General features: G+C 71.2%; 25 protein-coding genes and 1 pseudogene. 12 read left to right on the top strand and 14 right to left on the bottom strand.

What is annotated here, in order from left to right; all coding sequences use genetic code 11:
* Positions 1–389: 389 nt before the first annotated feature.
* The 3 genes from ACIO9K_RS07855 to ACIO9K_RS07845 form a co-directional block, all read right to left on the bottom strand.
* The gene (locus ACIO9K_RS07855; RefSeq protein ID WP_363622099.1) at positions 390–752 is read right to left on the bottom strand and encodes a hypothetical protein; all 363 of its coding nucleotides are present in this window, start codon (positions 750–752) and stop codon (positions 390–392) included.
* A 92-nt stretch (positions 753–844) separates the two neighbouring features.
* A complete protein-coding gene (locus ACIO9K_RS07850) occupies positions 845–1,249 on the bottom strand; it encodes a hypothetical protein (RefSeq protein ID WP_400327809.1) in 405 nt (134 codons plus the stop codon).
* Between the two features lie 218 nt (positions 1,250–1,467).
* A complete protein-coding gene (locus ACIO9K_RS07845) occupies positions 1,468–1,695 on the bottom strand; it encodes a hypothetical protein (RefSeq protein WP_400328055.1) in 228 nt (75 codons plus the stop codon).
* Positions 1,696–2,203: 508 nt separating this feature from the next.
* Here ACIO9K_RS07845 and ACIO9K_RS07840 point away from each other — a divergent pair.
* The 6 genes and pseudogenes from ACIO9K_RS07840 (at position 2,204) to ACIO9K_RS07815 (ending at position 7,233) form a co-directional block, all read left to right on the top strand.
* Positions 2,204–2,407, top strand: a complete 204-nt coding sequence (locus ACIO9K_RS07840) for a cold-shock protein (RefSeq protein WP_099897249.1) — start codon at positions 2,204–2,206, stop codon at positions 2,405–2,407.
* A 369-nt stretch (positions 2,408–2,776) separates the two neighbouring features.
* A complete protein-coding gene (locus tag ACIO9K_RS07835) occupies positions 2,777–4,342 on the top strand; it encodes a DEAD/DEAH box helicase (protein ID WP_400327807.1) in 1,566 nt (521 codons plus the stop codon).
* Between the two features lie 130 nt (positions 4,343–4,472).
* Positions 4,473–4,850 (top strand): CBS domain-containing protein, encoded by a 378-nt coding sequence (locus ACIO9K_RS07830; protein ID WP_400327805.1) that lies wholly within the window; start codon positions 4,473–4,475, stop codon positions 4,848–4,850.
* 369 nt (positions 4,851–5,219) lie between these two features.
* Positions 5,220–6,160, top strand: a pseudogene (locus ACIO9K_RS07825) (transposase).
* A 143-nt stretch (positions 6,161–6,303) separates the two neighbouring features.
* Positions 6,304–6,837, top strand: coding sequence for a DUF5994 family protein (locus ACIO9K_RS07820; protein ID WP_363622091.1), 534 nt, complete (start codon positions 6,304–6,306; stop codon positions 6,835–6,837).
* A 102-nt stretch (positions 6,838–6,939) separates the two neighbouring features.
* Complete coding sequence (locus ACIO9K_RS07815; protein WP_400327803.1) at positions 6,940–7,233, top strand: hypothetical protein; 294 nt, start codon at positions 6,940–6,942, stop codon at positions 7,231–7,233.
* Positions 7,234–7,272: 39 nt separating this feature from the next.
* Here ACIO9K_RS07815 and ACIO9K_RS07810 read toward each other — a convergent pair whose 3' ends face one another.
* Together ACIO9K_RS07810 and ACIO9K_RS07805 are read right to left on the bottom strand one after the other, a co-directional pair.
* Positions 7,273–7,617, bottom strand: a complete 345-nt coding sequence (locus ACIO9K_RS07810; RefSeq protein WP_400327801.1) for a hypothetical protein — start codon at positions 7,615–7,617, stop codon at positions 7,273–7,275.
* Positions 7,618–7,798: 181 nt separating this feature from the next.
* Positions 7,799–8,707 (bottom strand): LysR family transcriptional regulator, encoded by a 909-nt coding sequence (locus ACIO9K_RS07805; RefSeq protein ID WP_400327799.1) that lies wholly within the window; start codon positions 8,705–8,707, stop codon positions 7,799–7,801.
* 70 nt (positions 8,708–8,777) lie between these two features.
* Here ACIO9K_RS07805 and ACIO9K_RS07800 point away from each other — a divergent pair, with 70 nt between their 5' ends.
* Positions 8,778–9,716, top strand: a complete 939-nt coding sequence (locus ACIO9K_RS07800; RefSeq protein WP_400327797.1) for an NAD-dependent epimerase/dehydratase family protein — start codon at positions 8,778–8,780, stop codon at positions 9,714–9,716.
* 14 nt (positions 9,717–9,730) lie between these two features.
* Positions 9,731–10,615, top strand: a complete 885-nt coding sequence (locus ACIO9K_RS07795) for an aldo/keto reductase (protein ID WP_400327795.1) — start codon at positions 9,731–9,733, stop codon at positions 10,613–10,615.
* A 178-nt stretch (positions 10,616–10,793) separates the two neighbouring features.
* Here the strand turns inward: ACIO9K_RS07795 and ACIO9K_RS07790 are convergent, their stop codons facing one another.
* The 3 genes from ACIO9K_RS07790 to ACIO9K_RS07780 all read right to left on the bottom strand — a co-directional run bounded on the left by ACIO9K_RS07790 (position 10,794) and on the right by ACIO9K_RS07780 (position 12,744).
* Positions 10,794–11,219, bottom strand: coding sequence for a hypothetical protein (locus tag ACIO9K_RS07790; RefSeq protein WP_400327793.1), 426 nt, complete (start codon positions 11,217–11,219; stop codon positions 10,794–10,796).
* Between the two features lie 51 nt (positions 11,220–11,270).
* Positions 11,271–11,888 carry an IS1634 family transposase gene (locus ACIO9K_RS07785; RefSeq protein WP_400327791.1) on the bottom strand — a complete coding sequence of 206 codons (618 nt, stop codon included), beginning with the start codon at positions 11,886–11,888 and terminating at the stop codon, positions 11,271–11,273.
* Between the two features lie 508 nt (positions 11,889–12,396).
* The gene (locus ACIO9K_RS07780; protein WP_363622076.1) at positions 12,397–12,744 is read right to left on the bottom strand and encodes a helix-turn-helix domain-containing protein; all 348 of its coding nucleotides are present in this window, start codon (positions 12,742–12,744) and stop codon (positions 12,397–12,399) included.
* Positions 12,745–13,714: 970 nt separating this feature from the next.
* Between ACIO9K_RS07780 and ACIO9K_RS07775 the strand changes: the two genes are divergently transcribed.
* Positions 13,715–13,876, top strand: a complete 162-nt coding sequence (locus tag ACIO9K_RS07775) for a hypothetical protein (protein ID WP_400327789.1) — start codon at positions 13,715–13,717, stop codon at positions 13,874–13,876.
* Between the two features lie 303 nt (positions 13,877–14,179).
* Here ACIO9K_RS07775 and ACIO9K_RS07770 read toward each other — a convergent pair whose 3' ends face one another.
* The 3 genes from ACIO9K_RS07770 to ACIO9K_RS07760 form a co-directional block, all read right to left on the bottom strand.
* Positions 14,180–14,512, bottom strand: coding sequence for an ATP-binding protein (locus ACIO9K_RS07770; protein WP_400327787.1), 333 nt, complete (start codon positions 14,510–14,512; stop codon positions 14,180–14,182).
* Positions 14,513–15,462: 950 nt separating this feature from the next.
* Positions 15,463–16,863, bottom strand: coding sequence for a HAMP domain-containing sensor histidine kinase (locus ACIO9K_RS07765; protein WP_363622068.1), 1,401 nt, complete (start codon positions 16,861–16,863; stop codon positions 15,463–15,465).
* On the bottom strand, positions 16,860–17,546 hold the full coding sequence (locus ACIO9K_RS07760) for a response regulator transcription factor (RefSeq protein WP_063352055.1): 687 nt from the start codon (positions 17,544–17,546) through the stop codon (positions 16,860–16,862). Before ACIO9K_RS07760 ends, ACIO9K_RS07765 begins: the two co-directional genes overlap by 4 nt.
* Positions 17,547–17,727: 181 nt before the next feature.
* On the opposite strand from ACIO9K_RS07760, the gene ACIO9K_RS07755 reads away from it, so the two are divergent.
* The 3 genes from ACIO9K_RS07755 to ACIO9K_RS07745 all read left to right on the top strand — a co-directional run bounded on the left by ACIO9K_RS07755 (position 17,728) and on the right by ACIO9K_RS07745 (position 21,051).
* Positions 17,728–18,945 carry a UDP-N-acetylglucosamine--N-acetylmuramyl-(pentapeptide) pyrophosphoryl-undecaprenol N-acetylglucosamine transferase gene (locus ACIO9K_RS07755; protein WP_400327785.1) on the top strand — a complete coding sequence of 406 codons (1,218 nt, stop codon included), beginning with the start codon at positions 17,728–17,730 and terminating at the stop codon, positions 18,943–18,945.
* Between the two features lie 59 nt (positions 18,946–19,004).
* A complete protein-coding gene (locus ACIO9K_RS07750) occupies positions 19,005–20,033 on the top strand; it encodes an SDR family NAD(P)-dependent oxidoreductase (RefSeq protein WP_363622064.1) in 1,029 nt (342 codons plus the stop codon).
* Positions 20,034–20,280: 247 nt separating this feature from the next.
* Positions 20,281–21,051, top strand: coding sequence for a hypothetical protein (locus ACIO9K_RS07745; RefSeq protein ID WP_363622062.1), 771 nt, complete (start codon positions 20,281–20,283; stop codon positions 21,049–21,051).
* A 251-nt stretch (positions 21,052–21,302) separates the two neighbouring features.
* Here ACIO9K_RS07745 and ACIO9K_RS07740 read toward each other — a convergent pair whose 3' ends face one another.
* The 3 genes from ACIO9K_RS07740 to ACIO9K_RS07730 all read right to left on the bottom strand — a co-directional run bounded on the left by ACIO9K_RS07740 (position 21,303) and on the right by ACIO9K_RS07730 (position 23,629).
* Positions 21,303–21,857: a hypothetical protein gene (locus tag ACIO9K_RS07740; protein ID WP_400327782.1), complete on the bottom strand. Its 555-nt coding sequence runs from the start codon at positions 21,855–21,857 to the stop codon at positions 21,303–21,305.
* A gap of 66 nt (positions 21,858–21,923) precedes the next feature.
* On the bottom strand, positions 21,924–22,304 hold the full coding sequence (locus tag ACIO9K_RS07735) for a VOC family protein (RefSeq protein WP_363581071.1): 381 nt from the start codon (positions 22,302–22,304) through the stop codon (positions 21,924–21,926).
* Positions 22,305–22,495: 191 nt separating this feature from the next.
* Complete coding sequence (locus ACIO9K_RS07730) at positions 22,496–23,629, bottom strand: DUF4185 domain-containing protein (RefSeq protein ID WP_400327780.1); 1,134 nt, start codon at positions 23,627–23,629, stop codon at positions 22,496–22,498.
* Positions 23,630–23,765: the final 136 nt, after the last annotated feature.

Below are 23,765 nucleotides of genomic sequence, written 5' to 3'. Positions count from 1 at the left end.
CGATCCACTCGAAGATCGCAGTCCGGCCGCTGCCCGGCTGAGCCGATCCGGTCGCTGGCCAACTCCCTTTCGAAGGCGGTGAAGAAGGACTTGGCAAGGGCATGGTCCGATGCAGCCGACCTGGAACCGAGATGACCGGGTGGCCCTTCGGGCACCGCTGGTGGGAGGCGGTGGGCAGGGCGTCGGCGACGAGCTCGGTCCGCAGGTGGTCGCCGGTGGCCCATCCGACGACCAAGCGGCAGGGATGTCGATGACGGGGCCGGATGACAGGAGTGTCCGTCAAAGCGGATCAGGCGCACGCCACGTCACGCCCCGCTCAACGCTCAACGACTCCCTGGTGCGGGGACGTAGGATGCCACGCCGGACGGCTATGTGGCCTGCCGTCGCGATCAGGTGTCGGAGTAGCTGAGGTCGCCGATGGTCCAGCTGCTGATGTCTTCGATGGCGATGCGGTACATGCCGCCGGTGTGGGGCAGTCCGAAGTCGCCCTGAAGGATCTTCGCCCGGTGGAGATGCAGGTGGGTCGGCCGTGCGGGCGGGCCGTCGGCGGGCGGGGCGAAGAGGGCGGCGAACGGCTTCAGGTGCTCCGAGGCCTGGAGGACCTCCGCCACCCGCTCCCACCACAGGGTCACCGGCGCGAGCCTGCCGGTGATCACCGCTCCGGGGACCACGACGGTCAGGGACATCTGGTTGCTGTGCTCGGACTCGACCATCGCGGCGATGTCGACGAGCAGCCCGTCAGGGTTCGACATGCCCCCAAGAATAGGACATGGCATCCATGGCCCAAGGGCCTGGGCGGCGGCCGTGGCGGCCACGGGCCTCGCGTCGGCTGCGCGGCCGGGGGCTACGCGGCGGCGCTCTGACGTGCCGGTCGGCTGCGCCGTGGTGCGGGGCAGATGGGAGCAGCCGTGGGGGCCGGGGCATCGCCTGGATCGTGTGGGCCGGTGGTGACGAGGAGGTCGGTTCCGAGGGTGGTGACGGTGAAGCCCGAGGCGCCGAGGACTTCCGGCAGGGCGAGTACGAGTGCGTTGCGGATGCCGCGGAACTCGGTGCGCCCGGCGGCATCGGCGGGATGCGGACAGGCCTGGAGGGTGGGTCCGATCAGGTCCTGGCCGGGACTCCATGCCAGCACCAGGCCGGTGCCTGGACGCTGCTGGGCGGAGAGCCCGGTGGCCTGGGGCGGTGCCGGCTCGAACCCTCGGAGGGAGAGCACTGCGCGGACGGACTCGAACAGGTGTTTGTCATCCACGCGCGGGGTTTATCGCCCGCCCGGCCCGCTGCCGGCGCCAAAGGCGGCTCGTCGCGTGTCTTTCCGGCCATTGCAGGTGAGGCTCCGGGCCGGACCGGTGGGCGCCGTTCGGCCCGGCCGGGGTGTGTGTCTCCCTGGGAGGCGTGTCGGCGCGCGCTGTCCGGGGACGCACCCTGTGCGCTGCGGTGTTCCCGGCTGGGAGCCGCGGGCGTCCTGGGTCAGAGTTTGAACATCGCGGTGTAGGGCTGGGTGATGCGTTCCAGTCGCGATCCGAAGTCGACGAGGACCGCGATGTCGCTGTCGCCTTCGACCCCGATGGCCCGGCCGAGGCCGTAGGTGTCGTGGGTGACGCGGTCGCCGACGGCGAAGTGCTTGCGCGGCGCTTCGATCCGGGCTTTGAAGGGACTGGTGGGCAGGATGCGGCGAACTGCTACGGATTTCGTCATCCCCTGCAGTATGCGCTGAAAATCGCGGGAGCGGGCCTTTTTCGGCGTATTCGATTTCGGAGCTGCGGCAAGAATTTCGTGCACGCTGCCCGCAATGATCACCGGTGGCGCCGGTGGGCACGGTGCGGGGCCGGTGTGGCAGGGCGGGCGGCTCGGGGACTGCGCGACCCGCCCGTCCGGGGAAGCCGGGCAGCGGGCTCCGAAGGCCCTGCAGCTGGTGCCCGACCAGGCTGCCAATCAGGCGTGTTGACGGTCCTGCGGTCTCGTGGTCGGCGGCGCCCGGCGCGAGGCGCCGCAGAACCGGGGGTGGAATGTTCGCCCGTGGCGGGCCCGGGCCTGCTAGAGTTTCCTTAGTTGCAGTAGTGGTTCCCATGAACTTTGTGTGCGCCTGCTGATGTTTCGCAGGCGCCTTTTTGTTTCCCGACTCTTCCCCGGGCGGGTGCTCATCGCGGCGACTCGAAGCGCGCACTGTGCGTGCTTCGGACGGTCCCTTGAAGGAGATTTCTTTATGGCTAATGGCACTGTGAAGTGGTTCAACGCGGAAAAGGGCTTCGGCTTCATCGAGCAGGACGGTGGCGGCGCTGACGTCTTCGCCCACTACTCGAACATCAACGCCAATGGCTTCCGTGAGCTGCTCGAGGGCCAGAAGGTCGAGTTCGACGTCACGCAGGGTCAGAAGGGCCCGCAGGCCGAGAACATTCGTCCGCTGTAGTTTTTCTGCCACGGCACCCGCCTGGTAGCGAGGGGCCCGCACCGCGTACATGATGCCCGGTGCGGGCCCCTCGGCATTGCGCCACGACGCACATTCCCGGCCGTTTCCGGCCCCCTGGCTCCGCCACCGGCGGCCATCCCCACGCGAGACGCCCAGCGCCGCGTCCGGATCGCCGCCCTGCCGTGACAGCTCACGGTTCGAGGTCGTTCGCTCCCGCCCCGCGCGGTGAGCGCCGACCTGAGGTGACGTGCCGCACGGTTTCACCGTCCACGCCCCGCACCACACTTTCGGCCCGTCCCCTCGCGATCTCCTGCCGGCGCCCCGCGCTGCGGAGCTGCCTCGCGACGTGCCGCCCCAGGAAGGTTTCGCATGAACCGCTCCAGCCGCTCCTCGTACCAGAACGCCAACTCCCGCACCTCGACCTCCTCCCGCTCCGGCGCCGCCTACGGATCCCGCTCCGGCGGCAGCTCCTTCTACGGCGACCGGCCCTCCGGCGGCGGCCGACACTCGTCCGGCCGGACGAGTCGTCAGGGAGGCTCCGTTCAGGGCGAGTTCGCGATGCCGGTGAGCACCACTCCGGCACTGCCGGCCGTCGAGGCGTTCGACGAACTGGACATGCCTAAGGCGCTGCTGTCGGTGCTGACCCGCCAGGGCGTCACCACGCCGTTCCCGATCCAGGCCGCGACGCTGCCGAACTCGCTCGCCGGCCGCGACGTCCTCGGACGTGGCCGCACCGGTTCGGGCAAGACCATCGCGTTCGGCCTCGCGGTGCTGGGCCGCACCGCCGGGCGGCGCGCCGAGGCGCGCCGCCCGCTGGCGCTGGTCCTGGTCCCCACCCGTGAGCTGGCGCAGCAGGTGACCGACGCGCTGACGCCGTTCGCCCACGCGGTGCGCCTGCGCATGGCGACCGTGGTCGGCGGGATGTCGATCGGCCGCCAGGCCCACGCCCTGAACCAGGGGGCCGAGGTCGTGGTCGCCACCCCCGGGCGGCTCAAGGACCTGATCCAGCGCGGCGACTGCCAACTGGACGGGGTCGGCATCACGGTGCTCGACGAGGCCGACCAGATGGCCGACATGGGCTTCCTGCCGCAGGTCACCGAACTGCTCGACCAGGTCGCCGAAGGCGGGCAGACGATGCTGTTCTCGGCCACCCTGGACCGCAACGTCGACCGCCTGGTGCGGCGCTTCCTCAAGGACCCGGTCACCCACTCGGTCGACCCGTCCGCCGGGGCGGTCAGCACGATGGAGCACCACGTGCTCCACGTTCAGAACTTCGACAAGGACGCCACGATCGCGCACATCGCCTCGCGCGACGGCGGGGTGATCATGTTCATCGACACCAAGCACGGCGCCGACGCGCTGGTCGAGGACCTGCTCGCCAACGGGGTGAAGGCGGCGGCCCTGCACGGCGGCAAGTCCCAGCCTCAGCGCACCCGCACCCTCGAGCAGTTCCGCACCGGCCAGGTCACCGCGCTGATCGCCACCAACGTCGCCGCCCGGGGCATCCACGTCGACGGGCTCGACCTGGTCGTCAACCTCGACCCGCCGAACGACCACAAGGACTACCTGCACCGCGGTGGCCGCACGGCCCGGGCGGGCGAGTCCGGCACCGTCGTCACCCTCGTGCTGCCGAACCAGCGCCGCGAGATGGCCCGCATGATGACCACCGCCGCCATCACCCCCGTCACCACCAGGGTCCTCGCCGGCGACGAGGACCTGGCCCGCATCACCGGCGCCCGCGTGCCCACCGGCATCCCCACCGTGATCGCGGCCCCCGTCGTCGAGCGCCCGCGCCGCAGCACCTCCACGAGCCGCAACCGCCGCAGGCGCCCCGCCCTCACCGTCGGCGCCACCGGCGCGGCCGCCGTGGGCCGGGTCGGCCAGGGTTCCTCCGGCCGCCGCCGGGCACCTCGCCGCGTCGCCCTCGCCGCCTAGCAAGCAGACGTGGGTCCGGACCGCCGCCGCGGTCCGGGCCCGCCCCCGGCGGACCTCCGTCGGCCGTCCCACCGTCGTCAGCGCCCACTACCGCCGGCCCCGGCGGAAGCGACCCCAAAGGAGTCCGCCCATGACCCTCACCCTCGAACGCACCGCCGCCACCACGGTCCGCGACCTCATGACCCACCCCGAACTCCAGATCAGCGACGACGTCATGCTCGACGTGGCGATCCACATCCTGCACGGCTCCGGCGCCGACCACCTCCTGGTCCGCGACGACGACGGCCGCTGCGCGGGCCTCCTGACCCGGCGCCACCTCGCCCCGTTCCAGGCCAGCTCCCGGACCACCGCACGGACCCCTGTACGCGACATCGTCCTCGACCGCGCCCCGTACGCCACCCCCGACATGCCCGCCGCCACCGCGGCAGCCGCCATGCGTGCCCGCGGCCTGGCCGTGTGGCCGGTCGTCGACCACGACGGCCACGCCATCGGCCTGCTCAGCCTCTGAACCCGCCTGCCGGCACGCGCCCGCGCTCATCGGCCCAACGACGGCGTCGTTCATGCCCACGACGCCACCCAACCCGGCACCCACCGGTTGACCGCCGCGCCCCCTTCCCACCGGCTCGGTCCTGTGCTGCCTACCCCAGGACCCTGCGCTGTGCTGCACGAGCCGGGTATCCCCGCCGCTGCGAGGCTCACACCACCCGGATGTGGCTGACGGTGTCTTGCCAGTCGTGGCTCCTCAGGAGTGGCCGTCCGGTTCTCCTGGCGCCCTGACCGCTGATTGAGATCTGCCTCCTGATCGCTGTTCACGGAGCTGACGGCGGGGTGTTCCTCGGGCCGGGGAGAGTGCTGGTTTCGGCGTGGGGAGCGTGGGATGGCAGAGCGGCGGGCCCGGGTGTGGGTGGGGATCGACGCTGGCAAGGGCCACCACTGGGCGGCGGCCGTGGGCGAGTCGGGGTTCCAGGTCTGGTCGAGGAAGATCGACAACGACGAGGCGAAGACCGACGCCCGCGACGCCTTCGTGATCGCCGAGACCTCGCGCCTGCGCAGGGACTTCGCGGCCGTGGACGTGCCGGCCCAGCTGGTCGCCGACCTCGCTCTGCTGGTCGCGCACCGCACCGACCTGGTCGCCGACCGGGTGCGGGTGGTAAACCGGCTCCGCGACATGCTGACCGGGATCTTCCCTGCCCTGGAGCGAGCCTTCGACTGGTCCAACAACAAGGGCGCGCTGACCCTGCTGACCCACCGGCAGACCCCTGCCGGAATACGCCGGCTCGGCCGCACCCGCACGGAGTCGTGGCTGCGCAAGCGCGGCGTGCGCTCGGCGGACAAGGTCGCCGACCTCGCAGTGGAGGCCGCTGGGGCTCAGCACACCGTGCTGCCCGGCGAAACCATCGCCGCCTCGATCATCGTTGACCTGGCCGCCCAGCTGCTGGTGCTGGACGACCGGATCCGCGGCCTGGACAAGCGAATCAGGGAGACCTTCCACGCCCACCCGCAGGCGCACATCATCGAGTCGATGCCGGGCATCGGCCCGGTCCCGGTGCCACGCGACTCCGGAGGACGTACCGGCAATCTGCACCGCCCGAAGCGGTACAGCCGTCGCCTGCGCAGGGTGTTCCACAGGTCCGCGCAGACCAGCATGATCAAGGACGGCCCCAACCGGACCTCTACCTCAAGAAGCGCGCCGAGGGCTGCGGCCACGTCCAGGCCCTGATCGCCCTCGCAGGGCGCCGGGTGAACGTCTTGTGGGCTCTCCTGCGCGACGGGCGAGAGTTCACCCCCGTTCAGCCGGTCGCGGAGACGGCGGCTTGACCCGGTCATTGAAACTCCTCGCGGCGCCTGTTCCGGGGCGCAGTTTGACCGTAAAGTGGCGGGTCTGACGCCGTGTCGCAGTAGGATGACGTTACCGAAGGCACTTCGCGAACTGGCCCCGATGCCGGTTTCGTCTCCGGCGAATGACAATCCTGGGCCCACGTGAGTGGCCCCGGAGACGGGTCCACGGCATGACCGTCCCGCTCGACCACGTGCAACCCGTACCCGCCCCGGCCACGCCTGGACCGGTCCTGCGGCTCTTGCTCACTCCCGATGGCAGCGCCCCAGGTCGGCTCGATGGCGCCTGGTGGCCGCGCTCACGCGATCTCGTCGCCGAAATTCCTGCACTGGCGGTAGAACTGGACGAGCGGTGGGGGCGCGTCACGCGCGTTGTGCTGAACCCCACACACTGGCCGGTGATCCCGCGCCGGATCCCGGTGGCAGGCCGTATGGTGCACGCCGGCTGGTTCCTCCAGGAGCAGGACGAGAACGAGATCATGGTGCGCTCCTACGCGCCGCGGCGCCTGGACCTGCTGGTGGTCCCGCCACAGAGCGGCGAGGCGGAGGCGGCCAAGCTGATGAACGCCGCGGCCGACCCCGCCAACACGCGCACAGCGAGCGAACTGATCGCGCAGTGGACGGCGCTCACCGCTGCTTCGCACCAGGCCCCGCAGTAGAGGCCGGGGATCAGTTCGAGCAGGTGTGCTTGGACCCCTCGGTTGATGAGGACGGCGGGTGGGGCTGGTCGCGGTGCCGGGCCGGATCGTCAGGCTGGCCAGGTGGAAGAAGATCATGCGGCCGGTGGGGCGGACGGCTCGGTTGTCCGGATAGAGGCCGCGCATGGTCTGTTCCGGCCCGAGAGCCTGGCGTACTTGGCGTTCGATCAGGCAGAAGATCAGCAGGGCCAGGCAGATCACGGTGATCAGGGCGGCGATGCGCCGGTTGTGTTGCAGGAAGACCGGCGCGTTCGCGAGGGGGCTCTTGAAGTCGTGGTAGCGGCGTTCGACCACGGCTTGGCCCTTGTCACGCAACAAGGCCCCGGTCTCCTATCTGTGACCCACGGTGCAAAGTAGCGGGGTGATCACGTACTCGCCTCCGGCGTGGCCTGTTCGTCATGGTCGCGGAGCATGCGGATGACGGTGGCAGGCGAGGGGGGGCCGGCCGTTCTTCTTGCCGGTGGTGATGACGAGCTTCGCGGCCATGTCCCGCAGGCTCAGACCTTGATCCCGGTAGTGCAGGGCCATGGCGAGCATGTCCAGGTCCGCGACGGTGGCGCCGCCGATGGTCTTGCCGCGCTTGCGGGCGGGACTCGTGGCCTTCCAGGGTGCGGTCGTGGATGTACTCGCGTTCCATAGCCGGAAGCGGTCGGTGTGGTACTGCGCGGCGACCTTGCCCTTGCCGGTCCGGCACGGCGAGCCGGTCGGCGCAGGACGACATCTGGCAGGCGTGTGCTTCAACGAGCGCGTACGGGTCGGCGGTCACGCCGGAATCGCTTCATGAGGGTGTTTCATCCGTCCCGCTGTTTGCAACAACTCATGAAACATGATCGCCGCAGGCCGTGCGCCGCCGGGCGGGGCCTTTCACAGGCGAACACCTATGAAACATCGACCCGTCGGCGTTCGCTGGGTCCGCAGAGGATCAAAGCCAGTTGTGCTGCATTGCCTGCTCGCGAAGGGCATGGATGAGAGTCCTGACGTGAGGCCGGGCACGGCCGCCGATCGTGGCGACGCCGATGTGCCGGATCGGGCCTGGCGGCTTGATCGGGACGGCGCTCAAGCCGGGGATCTTGGGGGTGAGGGCGACGGAGGGAATCAAGGAGATTCCCATGCCAGCGGCGACGAGGGAGCGGGCGAAGAAGTAGTCGGTGGTGGTCCCGCGGATCTCCGGATCAAAGCCGGCCTGCTCGGCGTAGCGGCGCAGGTATGCCTCGGTCTTCAGACAGCCGAGCACCCAGGGGTCTGCGGCCAGTTCGGCAAGGTCGAGCGCGTCGTGGTTGGCGAGTCGGTGCCCTGGCGGTAGGACGATGTGAAGGGGGTCTTCCAGGAGCGGCGTCCACTCCAGGCTGGGGCTGAGGGCCGGTCCGATGGGGAGCGGGCCGTCGAAGTGGTAGGCGAGGGCGAGGTCCACGGCGCCCTGCCGGACGAGGGGAAGGGTGTCCTCGGGTTCGCCCTCCCTGACATGGAGCACGGTGCGGGGATGGGCTGCCATGAGCTGGGTGAGGGCGGCGGGCAGCAGGAGCCTGCCACCGCTGGTGAACGTGGCGACGGTGAGCTGGGTGCGGCCAGTGCTGAGCTCGGCGACCTGCCTTTGCGCATGTTCGAGCTCAGCGGCGACGGATTCGGCGGCGCCGACCATGATCTGGCCGGCCTGCGTGAGGGTGACGCCTCGGGTGCTGCGCGCGACGACCTGGGCACCGAGACTGCGTTCCAGGGCAGCCACCTGCTGGGAGACGGCCGAGGGGGTGAGGCGGAGAGCCGCGGCCGCCCGGTTGAAGCTGCCGTGCTCCGCCACCGACCGCAGGACCCGGAGCCGCTGCACATCAATCAACAGTTTTCCTTAATGCGCATGCAGTAAGTCAGGACTTCTGCTGATGACGATAGGTCTCCAGCATGGAGGCATGCAAAAGATCTGCGTCATCGGCGGAAGCCGGTACTCCGGAAAGCTCCTGGTGGAGCGCCTACGGGCGGCGGGCCACCACGTCACCTTGATCAACCGCGGCTCCACTCCGCCGCCTGCCGGCGTCGATCACCTGGTCGTCGACCGCAACGACGAGGCAGCCCTGACGGCCGCGCTCGACGACCGCACCTTCGATGTCGTGGTGGACCAGATCTGCTACACCCCGGTGCAGGCCGCCATCGCCGCCCGGGCCCTTGCCGGCCGCACCCGTCGCTACGTCATGACCTCCACGATCGAGGTCTACGACCCCACGACCGCCGCCCTACCGGCCGTGCCCGCGGGGACGCCCGTGTCGGAGGAGAGCGTGGACCCGGCCACCTGGCAGGTGGCCATGGACCTGCCCTGGCACGACGACGCCTACCTGGAGGCGCACTACGCCGAGGGCAAGCGGCAGGCCGAGGCCGTCTTCGCCCACGCCGGCGGCTTCGCCTTCGCCGCTGTCCGCAGCGCCCATGTGCTCGGCGGCGGCGCGCAGGAATTCACCGGCAGGCTGGCGCACTATGCCGGGCGCATCACACGAGGCGAAGAGATCACTGTGCACGCGAACGCGCTGCCCACGGTCTTCATCCACTACGAGGAACTGGCGGACCTGCTGCTGTGGGCGGCCGCAGCCGACTTCACCGGTGCGGTCAACGCCTGCTCCGACGGCCCGCTCGACGTACATGGCCTCACTGAGATCGTCGCCACGCAGGCTGGCAGGGAGGCCGTCCACCGGACCGTCCCAGCGGGCGAGAAGGCTTCGCCGTTCTCCTTCGACCGCCACTACGCCATGAGCAACACCCGCGCGAAGGCGCTGGGCTTCTCCTTCTCCCGCACCACTGACTGGCTGCCCGGCGCCGTCGCCGAAGCCCTCGCCATATCCGCCGCTCCCACCGCGTAAGGAACAAGGCCACCATGCAGTACCGCACCCTCGCCCGCACCGCCGTCAGCGCCATCGGCCTGGGCGCCATGCCGCTGTCCATCGAGCACCGCCCGGACGAGGCGCGGGCCATCGCCACCGTCCACGCCGCCCTCGACGCCGGTGTCACCCTTGTCGACACCGCCGACAGCTACCACTGGCACGCCGGCGAGGCGGGCCACAACGAGCTGCTGATCGCCCGCGCCCTGGCCCGCTACGGCGGCGACACCTCCCATGTCCTGGTGGCCACCAAGGGCGGCCGCGGCCGCCCCGGCGACGGCAGCTGGACCGTCACCGCCACCCCCGCCCACCTCAAGCAAGCCGCCGAAGCCTCCGCCAAGCGCCTGGGCGTCGACGCGATCGGCCTCTACCAGTTGCACAAGCCGGACCCGGCCGTACCCTGGGCGGAATCCGTCGGCGCGCTGCGCGAGCTTCTCGACGCCGGCACCATTCGCGCCGCCGGCATCTCCAACGTCAGCACCGCCCAGATCCGCCAGGCACATCAGATCCTCGGCGACGGACTTGTCTCCGTGCAGAACCAGTACTCGCCCGCCGTCCGCGACAGCGAGCCCGAGCTGCGGCTGAGTGAACAACTGGGGCTGGCTTTCCTGCCCTGGAGCCCACTCGGCGGCATCACCCGCAGCTCCCTCGACGGCCCCTCCGGCCCCACCTCCATCGGCACCGCCTTCCACCGCATCGCCGCCGAACGCCGCGTCAGCCCACAACAGATCGCCCTGGCCTGGCTGCTCGCCCGCTCCCCGGCAGTGATCCCGGTACCGGGAGCCAGCCGCCCGGCCTCCATCACCGACTCCGCCAGGGCCGTGGAACTCACGCTGAACACGCAGGAACTCGTGGAACTTGAGGACGTTCTGCCGGGCTGAGGTCACGGGTCGATTGCCGACCTTGACCGCGTCCGGCTGTGCGCTGCGGCCTGCCGCTGCCCGCTCCCGGCGCATGAACGCTCCCACCCCTCCGCCGTCTCCTCATTCGGAGTAACGAAGCGGGGAACCTCAAGGAACGGGGCCCCGGTCAGGCGCCGGCGCTACTTTGCACCGTGGGTCAGAGATGGGAGACCGGGGCCAACAACACCTGTTCGCCGGTGGCCTGTGCGGGGGTGAGGTTGGTCAGCAACGCGTACCAGCCGTCGACGGCGGCCTGGGCGGCCAGGACGTCCTGGCCGAAGTGCCATTCCAGGACGGGCCGGCCGTCGGGGTCGGCGGTGGTCGTGGTCCGTAGGCAGTCCTCGACGCAGCGGGTCCTGGCGATCATGCCGATCCGGGCGGCGATCTTCTCGGCCGTGCCGTAGAAGCGTCCTCCGGCTCCGCGCTGGAGCTTGTCGAGGTCCTCGGTCGCGTGGGCCAGCCGTCTGGCGCGGGCGGCCTGCTGGCCGCGGGCGTTTCCGCTGGAGTGGACCAGGATCCTGCGCAGGCGGATCTCGGGGTCGGTCTTGCGCCGCCCGGGCAGGGTATGGGTGTCCTCCAGCACACGGTAGATCTCACGCCGGTCGGTGGGTTTGCTCGCGTCCCGGTCCGGGACTTAGGCCACGACCCGCGCATCTTCGAGGTTCAAGGCCGCATAGACCTCGTCGGGGACCTTGGCGGCCGGGGCTGGGGCGATGAAGGCGACCTTCGCGTCCAGCAGGGCGGTGACGTTGGAGTGGGACACGAGCTTGGAGTCGGCGATCAGCAGGAAGTCCCGGGGGGCGGCCATCTTGCGCAGAGCGTTCATCGCGCCGACGACCTGGGCAACCTCGCCCGCGCCGCCGTCGTAGACGCGGTGGAACAGCGGGATGCCGCCGTCGCCGCTGACCGCGAGGCCGGCCTGGATCTGCTTGAGATCGACCCGGCTGTCCTTGGGGTGGCCGTACTTGACCTGTGGGACCTGCTCGTCCTGGTTCTCGTAAGCGACGAAGAGGGACATCGAGGTCATGTCCCGGTGGATCCGGGACACGTCGATGCCGAACTCGGCGATGGCCTGCGCACCGGTGGTGTCGACCAGCTTGTCCAGGTGCGGTGCGATCGCGTCAAGTGCGCGGGCGAGCCGGTTATCGCCCAGCAGGTCCGGCTCGACGCCGAAGACCTCTTCCACGGTCCATTCCCGGGCCCAGTCGTCGACGCGGACCAGTGGCGCCGGGGCGGACAGCCGGTTGGCCACCAGTACCTCTCACCTGGCCGTGGGTGAGGTGCGCGACCTCGCGGATCGGGAACAGCCCGTCGACGATCCCGGCCACGTCCAGCCGGCGCAGAAACTCGGCAGAGGCGGGTGGAGTGCCCAGACGCCTCTCCACCACGGGCGCCAACTCCACTGTCATCCGAGGACGGTGCACCCGTGAGCGACGTGAAAGAGATATCGGCATGCCGGGATCAACGACCGGCACCCCACCAGGGCACCGGTCGCATCACCAGTTCATCCGAACCAGTCACGTGCGAAGGACGGGGCTAGTGGATGAGCACCCCGGGTGTGACCTCCAGCGGGGCGGCGAGCCGCCGTAGCAGGCGACGCCGGGGCCGGTCCGCGCCAGTGCGGCAGGGTGTCGGCCGGCCGTGCCGGTGGGGAACGGTCGGCCGCCTATCAGCGCCGCGGGGGTGCTCGGGTTCGGGGCGTCCCGCGGTGTGCGGCTGATTGCTCACCGTGGGCCGGTCTCATCGGCCTGATGGGTGGGTCAGGTGTCGGCGGCCGATTCCTGTCCGGCGTCGTGGCGGAGCTGTTCGTTGATGCGCAGGGCTTCTTCGAGTTGGTCTTCGAGGATGATGATGCGGCAGGCGGCGTCGATGGGGGTGCCCTGGTCGACGAGGTCGCGGGCGCGCATGGCGATCCGTAGTTGGTAGCGGGAGTAGCGGCGGTGGCCGCCTTCGGAGCGCAGGGGGGTGATGAGGCCCTGTTCGCCGAGGGCGCGCAGGAAGCCGGGGGTGGTGCCGGTCATCTCGGCGGCGCGGCCCATGGTGTAGGCGGGGTAGTCGTCGTCGTCGAGGGAGTCGGGGGTGTGCGGTCGGATGGTTGCCGTGGTCACTGCACCTCTTCTTGTTGTGTCGGGGACACGCTGAGGGGCCCCGGGACCGTTGCGGCTCCCGGGGCCCCGAAGGGTTTTACACCATCTGCCGGCCTGTGGCCGGGTTCCTTAGGTCCGCACGGCCCCGGGGGAGGGGGCGTACGGGGATCGCGTATGCGTGACCGGAAACCACCGTCCTTGCCTTGGGGGTCTTCGGATTCCGCCCGGGTGACTTCCTCACGGGCCGGGCGATCCTGATGGCGCGCTGTCCCTCCATTCATCCTCTGTAATGGCCGGTTACTGCGAACTGCGGGTGCGTCCAACTGCCTGGTACTGCGAACTGCCTGGTAGTGCCAACTGCCTGGTACTGCTGTGGCGGTCCCTGGCGGTCCCGCCGAATCCGGCAGCCAGCCCCGTCGCCCGTCCTGCTCACCTGCTCGGCTTGGAACCCCACTGCCGGACTCCCAGCACGCGCGCCCGCAGTCTAGGCGCCTTCACCGGGATACCGCGTACTGCGACTGCCGGTACCACTCAACTCAACTTCACCTACGGGTACTGCACCTGCTCAACTGCGGTACCGCTGGTTGGCGGCCCCTGATACCTGCGGGCCACCCGGCCCGGCCGCCGGCCCTGTCGCCTTTACTGCACCATCCCTGGCTTCAGGACCCTGCAACCGTGCCGACCTGCGCACTCCCGTACTGCTGCCCGCCAGTTCGTGTCTGGCGGGTACCGCTTGACTGCTGTCTACGAGAGAAACACTAACCACGGTGCGCTGCAATGTCTACTCCGGCGGGCACAGATTTTTCGATGCCGGTCGAGGAGGTAGTCTGCGCCCCGCACGCGGTGGAGCGGCCGGTCGCCGCAGCCGCACCAGGACAAAGGGCGCCGCGTCCGGCGTCCGGGAATCACGAGCGGAGGGAGGCGGGCGGTGGAAGGGCCGCAGGCCGCAGGGCGGGGGCGTAGCCCCGGTTCCCATACTCAGGCGGCGCTGGTGGCGGCCATCGCCGAGGCGGTGCGAGACCGGGACGAGCGGGTCCTGCGCCGGCTGCTGGCACGTTTCGCCGAGCAGGCCGCCCTCACGGACCTGCCCGCCCTGCGCGATGCCCTCGATGCCACCGGCCAGCACGGCGACCGCCCCCCGGATACCCGGTAGGCCCGGCCGCAGTACGGCCGAGTCGGAAGGCGCCGGTGGTGGCATCGCAGGTCAGGCCGATATTCCAGCAGCACCACGATGCCCACAGGTCAACCGTGCGCGCCCACCGCCGCGAACGCGACCGCACGCCCGGACGATCTCCTGGCGGCGGGCATGGTGCTCGGCGACGAGTTGGGCAGCCCGGGCGCGGGCGGCCCCCGGGGTGGACCACTCGATGCCGGTCCGCAGCCCGCGGCGGCCGAGGATTCCATCGGGGCTGGTCAGATCGGTCATCAGGTCTCGTCCCTTCGAAGTGGTGACGGTTCAGGCGGTGGTGCGGGGACGGGTGCTGCTGGGCGCGAACGGCGGCTGTATCGGGGACCGCCCGGGGCGCGGCAGCATGCGCAGGGCGGCTCGCACCGTGCGGCGCGGGGCGGCCATGAGCTGGCGCCGGGTCACCGCCTGCTCGGGCAGGGCCAGTTCCGCCCAGACCCGCTTGCCCCTTTTGGTTCGCTCGGTCCCATGGGCCAGAGCCAGGCGCTGGACCAGCAGCAGCCCACCACCCGTCTCCGCGTCCGTGCCGGCCTGGCGGCGCCGGGGCAGCGCGGTCGAGCCGTCGTAGACCTCGACCGGAGCCCGCCGCAGAGAGACGCTCACGTAGACGCGACGGTCAGCATCGGCCGGTCGGAATGCTGCACGGCGTTGGTCACCAGCTCGGTGCTGACCGTGTCCAGCGCGAGCCGGGAGTCCGCGTCGAGCCGGACGCCCCAGCTGACGAGCGGGCCTTCACCCTGCGGCGGGCGACGGGCACGGAGGCCGGAGCTCTGGTCAGGAAGAAGACACGGGAGTGCGCGACCACGGTGAGGAACTCTTCGGCGCTGGCCCGGAGAGCGGCACCGGCCGCCCGGGAATGGACGAGCGGGTGGGCGGTGCTGCCGATCGTGAAGCCGAGGCGGTCCGCCGTTCTCGGGACTCTCGCTCGGCCTGACATCGAGTCAACAGGCGCGCGCTGGGCGTGAACACGGTAGGGACACTCCGGAGGCTTGAAACCCTTGAAACCCTTGAAACCTGGCCCGGGGGCGGCGATGGCAGCACGCGAACGGACACCCAACGGCAAGCTCGCCGCACTGGACGCCGACCTTGAGGTCCGCCCTCGCGCCGAGCGGCAGCGTGCCCGCGAGGTCGTGCAGGCGTGCGGGCGGAAGGTCAAGCTTTCGGATCTGGCCGGCAGCAAGGGGCGCTTTTCTCGGCAGGCAGGTGTTGTGGGGCGGCTGTCACGGTGGGCTGCTGTCGACGAGATGGGTAGATCGCCCGCCAGGCTCGGGGGGGGGCGTGCCGGGGGTGGATCTCCAGTCCTGGGGACGCTGAGGGGACCGATGACATGGAAGGCCATGGAACGAGGTGGGTCTCAGATGGCTGCCATATTCGGGCATGGGCTATGAAAGTGGACCTAGGTGGGGCCACGTAGATGACAGTAGAACGAGTTTTCGAAACCGGGGCCAAGAGGTGCCCCGGGTCAGGCGGTCGGCGGCGCGGACCAGCCGCCGACGGGGCCGCGCCGCCGCTCCTCCTCCGGGCCGCCGTGCCGCCGAACCGCCGCGGCCCGCTCAGCCCGGCAGCCGCAGGCGGAACAGCGCCCCGCCGCCGGGGGCGGCCTCGGCGGTGAGGGTGGCGCCGTGCGCGTGGGCGATCTGCCGCGCCATGGCGAGCCCGAGCCCGGAGCCGGGCAGGGCGCGGGCGGCGGAGGCCCGGTAGAAGCGGTCGAAGACGTACGGCAGGTCCTCGGGCGCGATGCCGGGGCCGTGGTCGCGGACGGTCAGTTCCAGCCCGGCGGTGAGCCGGACCTCGACCGTGGCGCCCGGCGGGCTGAACTTGGCCGCGTTGTCGAGGAGGTTGGAGACCAGCCGGGCCAGCCGGGCCGGCACGCCGGGGACGGTGCGCTCGGCGGCGCCGTGGCCCGCGGCACCCTCCGCGTCGTCGTCGAGGGCGAAGGCGATCGCCGGCCAGTGGCCGCGCGCGGTGTCGACGCAGTGCCCGACGAGCCGGCCGACCGCGACCTGTTCGAGCAGCGGCTGCGGCTCCTCGTCGCGGGCCAGCTCGATGAGGTCGTTCACCATCCCGGTCACCTCGCGCAGCTGGCGGTGCAGCGCGGCCGCCGCCCGCTCCCGCTGTCCCTCGGTCAACCGGTCGGCGCGGGCCAGCAGTTCGGCGTTGGTGCGCAGCGCCGTCAGCGGGGTGCGCAGCTCGTGCGAGGCGTCGGCGACGAGCCTGCGCTGGGCGGCCACGGACTGCTCCAGTTCGCCCAGCATGGTGTTGAAGCTGCCCGCCAGCCTGGTCAGTTCGTCCTCGCGGCGCCCGGGCGGCAGCTCGATCCGCAGCCCCGCGTCCCGGGTGTCGGCGATCCGTTCGGCGGTGCGGGTCAGCCGGGCGACCGGGGCGAGGGCGGTGCGGGCCACGGTGCGCCCGAGTACGGCGGCCAGCAGCAGGCCCGCCGCCGCGACGGCCGCCATCAGCGCGCCGGCCTGCCGCACTCCCTCCTGGACGCTGTCGGCGCGCAGCGCGACCTGGACGGCCTGCCGGGCGCCGGGCGGCGCCGCGATCATCGGGGTGGTGAGCATCCGGGCCGGGTGGCCGCCGATGGTGAGGTCGGTGAAGTAGCCGGCCCGCTGCCGGTCGGCGACCTGGCGGGTGGTCGGCGTGACGGGCAGCAGGTACGGCTCGTTCGGCGCCTTGCCGGGGTCGGCGGAGACGATCTGGGCGCAGGCCGGGGCGGCCAGGAAGTTGCACTCGCCGTAGACGACCTGCGGCCCCTGGTCGCGGTGCTGCTGCTGCACCAGGGTGGCCTGCTGGGTGAGGTGCTGGTCGAGCTGGTGGTTGAGCTCGTAGCGGACGATGCTGAACGCGGCCGCGCTGATCCCGAGCGCCACCACGGCGACCGCTGCCGTGCAGGCGAGGGCCAGCCGGGTGCGCAGCGGGCGCCGGCGCCGCCAGCGCGCGTGCGCCCTCAAGCCCGGTCCAGCCGGTAGCCGACCCCGTGCACCGTGTGCACCAGCCGGGGTTCGCCGCCGGCCTCCAGCTTGCGGCGCAGGTAGCCGACGTAGACGGCGAGGGAGTTGGAGTCGGGGCCGAAGTCGGCGCCCCACACCCGCTCCATGATCACCTCGCGCGGGAGCACCTGGCCGGGGTGGCGCAGCAGCACCTCCAGCAGTGCGAACTCGGTGCGCGAGAACTCCACCGGCCGTCCGGCCCTGCTCCCGGTCCGGGTGGCCGGGTCGACCTCCAGGTCGGCGAAGCGGTAGCCGGGCTCCTCGGCGGCCGGGGCGCTGCGCCGCAGCAGGGCGCGCAGCCGGGCGGTCAGCTCGTCCAGGGCGAACGGCTTGACCAGGTAGTCGTCGGCTCCCGCGTCGAGGCCGTCGACGCGGTCGCTCACCGAGTCGCGCGCGGTCAGCACCAGGATCGGGAGCCGGTCGCCCAGGGCCCGCAGCCGGCGGCAGACGGCCAGCCCGTCGAGGACGGGCATCATCAGGTCGAGGACCATCGCGTCGGGCTGCCAGCCGGACACCTCGTTCAGCGCCGCCAGCCCGTCGGCGGCGCCGCGCACCTGGTAGCCCTCGACGGCCAGCCCGTCCTCGACGGCGGCCCGCACCTCCGGATCGTCGTCGACGACCAGCACTCTCTGCCCGTTGCTCATGCGGACAACCCTCTCAGAACGAATCTGAGAAGCCTCTTAGCTCGTCCTCGCGGCGGCCACGGGGCCCTCTGCCGGGCGTTGCCACCTCTGTGCCGCCGGTCGCGCCTGGGCGCGTCCGTCGCCCTCGCCCCGCAGAACGACTCTGAGAAGTCTCTTAGGCGGCCTCAGCAAGCTCGACGGCATGCGGACAGAACACGGCAACTACGGCAACCATGCCAACCACGATCCGGCCCGCCCCCTGTCGGTGGTGATCGGCGCCGGCGGCACCGGCGGACACATCTACCCGGGCCTCGCGCTGGCCGAGGCGCTGCGCAGAGCCGACCCGCGGGCCGTGATCTCCTTCGTCGGCACCGAACGCGGACTGGAGACCACCCTCATCCCGCAGGCCGGCTACCGGCTGCACACCGTCGACATGATCCCCTTCGACGCCTCCCTCGGCGCGCGCCGCTACCTGCTGCCCGCGGCGCTGCTGCGCTCCGGCCGGGACTGCCGGGAGATCCTGCGGGCCCAGGGCGCGCAGGTCGCGGTCGGCATGGGCGGCTACCCGAGCGCGCCGGTGATCGTCGGCGCCAGGATGGCCGGGCTGCCGAGCGTGGTGCACGAGTCGAACGCGGTGCCCGGGCGGGCCAACCGCTTCGCCGCCCGGCTCACCCCGCACATCGCGCTCGCCTTCGACCGCACCCGCGAGCACCTGCCCGCCGGCCGCTCGGCGCAGACCGTCGGGATGCCGCTGGTCGGCGCCGTCGCCCAGCTCGACCGGGCGGCGCTGCGCGCCGAGGCCCGTCGGCACTTCGCCGTCCCGGAGGGCGTCCGGCTGCTGGTCTTCAACGGCGGCAGCCTCGGCGCCGCCCGCCTGACCGCGGCCGCCGTCGAGCTGGCCGGACGCTGGCGCCACCGCACCGACCGGCGGCTGCTGATCAAGACCGGCCCGGCCGTGCTGGCGCAGGTCCGGGCCGCGCTGGACGGCAACCCGGTGGCGCACGCCGTCGCCTACCTGGACCGGATGGACCTCGCCTACGCGGCCGCCGACCTCATGGTGTGCCGGGCCGGCGCGGCCACCGTCGCCGAACTCTCCAGCCTCCGGATGCCCGCCGTGCTGGTGCCCTACCCGCACGCGCCGCACGACCACCAGACCCACAACGCGCGCGTCCTCTCCGACGCCGGCGCCGGCCTGCTGCTGCCGGACGGCGAGTGCACCGGCGAACGGCTGGCCGCCCTGGTGGAACCGCTGCTCGCCGACCCGGCCCGGCTCGCCGCGATGGCGCAGGCCGCCGACCCGGGCGACCACGCGCGCGCCGCCGACCTGCTGGCCGCCAAGGTGCTGCGCGTCATCGGCCGGACCCCGGCGCCCGCGCCGTCCGCTGTCCCGGCCCCCCTCCCCGGCCCGTACGACCGCTGACCGCCGACCACCTGACTGCTGACCGCCGACCACCCGCCCCGAACCACCGGAGGACCACCATGAACCGCCCCGCCCACCCGAACACCCCCGCCGCCCACCAGGACTGGACCGGCCGGACCGTCCTGGTCACCGGCGCCGAAGGCTTCATCGGCAGCACCCTCGTCGACCTGCTGGTCGCCCGCGGCGCCCGCGTCCGGGCCCTGGTCCACTACAAGCCGTACGCCGAGCGCGGATACCTCGCCCACTACCTGGCCGACCCCGACAGCCCCGTCGAGATGCTCGCCGGAGACGTCCGCGACGCCGGCCGGGTCCTGGACGCCGTCGCCGGCTGCGACACCGTCTTCCACCTCGCCGCGCTCATCGGCATCCCCTACAGCTACCAGGCCCCCGAGGCCTACGTGCAGACCAACGTCGTGGGCACCCAGAACGTCGCCGCCGCCTGCCTGCGGCACGGCGCCCGCCTGGTGCACACGTCCACCAGCGAGGTGTACGGGACCGCGATCACCGCACCCATCGACGAGCACCACCCGCTCCAGCCGCAGTCCCCGTACTCCGCCTCGAAGATCGGCGCGGACATGATGGCACTCTCCTACTGGCACGCCTTCGAACTGCCGGTCGCCGTCGTCCGCCCGTTCAACACCTACGGCCCGCGCCAGTCCGCCCGCGCCGTCATCCCCACCATCCTGGCCCAACTCCACTCCGGCGCACGGGAGATCAGGCTCGGCTCGACCACCCCCACCCGGGACTTCACCTACGCCACCGACACCGCGGAGGGCTTCCTGGCCATCGCCCGCGCCGACCGCACGCTCGGCGAGACCGTCAACCTCGGCACCGGCAGCGAGGTGTCCATCGGCGACCTGGCCAAGGCCCTGATCGTCGCCTCCGGCCGGGACGCCGACATCGTCGTCGACCCGACCCGGCTGCGCCCCGGCGGCAGCGAGGTCGAACGGCTGCTCTCCGACAACCGCAAGGCGCGCGACCTGGCCGGCTGGCAGCCCCGGGTCGGCCTGGACGAGGGCCTGCGCCACACCTCCGACTGGGTCGCCGAACACCTGCACCTCCTCGCCCCGGACCGCTACCAGGTCTGACGCCGCGCTTTGCGGCCAACTTCCCCCTGGGGAAGGGGGCTTGGTGCCGGAGCCCACCCGCCGGCTCCGGCACCAAGCCCCACCACCGGCGCCGACACAACGACCCCGGAAACCGGCACCTCAAGAACCGCCGCGCGTTCGATGAACGTGCCGCCTTCCCTCAGGTGTTGGCTGCCGACAGTGATCGTGCGGTGAAAGGGTGTCCTACACTGCGAGCGCCGGCACGGACCGCGATGGGAGCAGGTGAGTGGACATCGACGTCCATGGATTGATGTCGTTGTCGGCCCAGCAACGCTACCGGCTGCTCGCCGACCGACTGAACGCCTACCGGCTATGGGCGTACGAAGACCTCTTCCCCGCAGCGTTCGCCGACGCCGTCGACATCATCCACGCACGTGGCGAGCAGCACCTCGATGCCCAGCGGTTCGTCGACCACACGTTCATCAACCTGATCACCAGACCCGGCGACCTGGTGGCCTTGTGCCGGCGAATCCCTGCCGCGCACCTGCGTCTGGCGGCTGTCGAGGCCTACGTCCGTCATCCTCTGGTCCCGCCCGACGTACTGGCCGCCATGGGTGCCTCGGGTGAGGTGTATCGGGAGCTTCCGCCCGGGGGCTGGGCCGAGGTGCCGATGCTCCTGCACGCGTCCGCCAGACTCAGTGCCGAGCCGAGCCGCCGTTTCGAGCTCCATGAGCTGGTTCCGTTCGGTACCGTCCACGATCGGTCGTGTGCCCGGTCGGTTCTTCACTCGGCTCTGGAGGCGGACCAGCTCACCGACCGGGCGCGCGCAGCCGTGCTGAGTCCGGGCGGTGTGGAGATACCCGCGCCCGCCTTCCACGACGGCCAACGAGCGCAGGTGGTGCTCGATGACCGTAACCGCACCCCCCACTGCGGCACCGTCCGGGACAAGGTCTGGCACCACAGGGATCAGCAGTGGTACTTCTTCCTGCGCGACGACTCCGGGCGCAGGATCAGCAAGCGCTACTCCGCCGCGGACCTGCAAGCCCGCTGCGCCTGACAGCCGGCCCACGGCTCGGGTGGCTCGGCCACACTCACCGTGTCCGTTCGGGGTGGCGAGCGGGGCGTTGGAGTGCTGTCGCAGGACACGGGGGACGGGTGTCGGCTCCGCCGCCCGACGGCTCCGGAGGATCGGCCGTTCCCTCCCGCGCTCGTCACCGGACGCGCGTGGATCGTCTGCCGCCGGGGCACCCGCCCCTCGAAGCCCTCGCATCCGATGGCCTGCGAGCAGCGAACCACCGGGCGGCGGAATCAGCTGGTTCGTTCCTTCGGGTTCACCGTGCAGAAATACACGCGGTTGGTCTGCTTGTCGAAGTAGAAGCTCCCCGTGTACTGGGTCTGTGTGACCGACTTGTCGAAGGCCTCACTGTGGAGCCACACCGTCGTGTCCCCGACCTCGGGTGCGATCTCCTGCGGGACACCGCACCCGATGGAGCCCTCCCGCCACGTCCCGCTGCCCGTGATCGCCGTCAGCATCGCCGGATCGACCTGCGCCACCCCGTCCAGGCTCACGTCGGTCGGACCGGGAATCTCCGGCACCGAGTTCTTCGCCAGCACCCGGCCGACCCACTTCGTCGCGGACAGCTCGCCCAGCTGCGGGAAGCGACGCTTCAACGGCTCGACGTCCGTCCGCACCTGCGCCGGGGTCGTCGCGGCGGCGGTCAGGCGGCGGTCCTCACCTTGCCCGGCGGAGTTCGTCTCCGGTGCCGACGTGCAGCCAGAAGCGAGTAGCGCCGCGGCGGGGATCACCAGCAGGTTCCGAGCGCTGCCCGTTCGCGGCTTCACCTTCACCGGCGTACGTTTCACGGGTTCGTCCCTGACCTTCTCGGTTGAACGTCTCTGCACAGTCCTTTTGCCACGTCAGAATGGGCATCAGAGCGGGTCGATGCGTGCCTTGAGCAGGCAGAACTCATTGCCTTCGGGGTCGGTCAGGACATGCCACTGCTCCTGCCCGGTCTGGCCGATGTCGGCCGGGCGCGCGCCGAGCGCCAGAAGGCGTTCGAGCTCGGCGTCCTGATCGCGGTCGGTGGGATTCACGTCGATGTGCAGGCGGGACTTGCCCTTCTCGGGCTCGTCCCGACGGCTGAGGAAGATCGTCGGTTGCGCACCGCCGAACCCTTCGCGCGGCCCGATCTCCATCGAGCCGTCGTCCTCGCGACCGAGTACGACGAAGTCCAGGACCTCGCACCAGAACCGCGCCAGCACCTCGGGGTCGCGGCAACCGAGCACCAGCTCACCGATACGACACGCCATGACGAATACCTGCTCTCAGCCGGGGAACCGCCGGGGAGACCGCATGCGAACCGCACGGGCTCCCGGCAGCGAAAACAACCCCGCGACCGTACCGGACGAGGCGAGCGCGGTCGACATGATTTCCGGGCCGACGCCGGGCCGACGCCGGGCCGACGCGGGGCCAGCGGCATCGGCCCGAAGCCGGAGCGGGCTCAGGACAGCATGTTGATCCGGTACTGCATGATCCGGTAGTTCGTCGGGTCGTACCACTGGCTGACGACGATGTGGAAGTTGCCGAACGTCGAGCCGGGGATGACGAAACCGCCGTACGGGCTGGCGACGAGGTTGGCGACCTCCTGGCCCGGGGCGCAGGGGAGGATCATGGCTTGCTCCAGCGTCGTGGTCAGGTCCGAGGTCGGAAGGGCGAAGACCATCGCCCTGATCGACAGCTGGTCCATGTTCAGCCACGTGAGGACGTACTTGCCGTCCATCGCGCGGAAGCACATCTCGCCCCACTTGCGGGTGCCGAAGACGGTCGTCGGGGCGGGCGCGTTCCACCGCCAGCCGCCGTCGGCGTAGCCCCACGGCTCGTAGGCGTCCGGATTGCCGAGGCTCTCCTTCCGTACCCGGTGCAGCAGCATTCCCGATTCCACGTCGCGGTTGAAGACCGTGGACAGGACGTAGCAGTAGCCGTCGTCGGCCACGGCGTACGTCTTCTGCTGGAACTGGCCGCCGTACAGGTCGCCCGGCCACTGGCACAGGTACTGCCAGGTCTCACCGTTGTCGGTGGAGCGCCAGAAGTCGGTGTGGTGGGTGTCGTAGATGACGCCGCGCATGAGGTGCATGTACATCACGCCGTCGACGACGAACACGTCGGACGGGATCGCCGTCGTGGCCTTGTCGCCGACCGGGTTGTGCGGCTCGTCGACCAGGCTGTTGGCGTGGCTGCCGCCGACGCTGCCGTCGATGCGCAGGTTGTTCGGGTCGGCGCTGCTGGAGCGCAGACCGACCGGGGCGCGCCAGTCGGCGGCGCCCACCTGGGCGCCGTCGAAGGTGTCGCCGCAGACGAAGAGCATGGTGCCGTCCGGACACAGCACCGGGATGCCGAGGTCGGTCCACGGCGAGGCGAACGGCCCGGTCTCGACCGGTCCGCTGAGGTTCTTCACCTTGGTCGCGACCGTCGGGCTCGGAGGGTCGTTCGGACCGCCGGCGACCGCCGCTGGGGCACCCGAACCGATGGCCCCAGCCCCCACGGCGACGCCGATGCCGATCTTGAGGAGCTTCCGGCGGGAGGGCCCGCCGGCCGTCGCGTCGTTCCCGCCCGATGAGCCCGATGAGAGTGTCATTTCTGTCGATGGCCTTTCCGAGTCGACGAATTCCCGTGGCTCCGAACGGATCGCGCACCTCGGCGGCGACGGGTCGCCACCGAGGCTACGGCGCCCCGTCGCCCTCCCGCCGACCGGTGGGCAAACCTTCACCCAA

Source organism: Kitasatospora sp. NPDC087271 (genome assembly GCF_044744605.1).
GTDB lineage: Bacteria > Actinomycetota > Actinomycetes > Streptomycetales > Streptomycetaceae > Kitasatospora.
The sequence above is the reverse complement of the archived record's forward strand: the minus strand, read 5'-3'. Positions and strand labels throughout refer to the sequence as shown.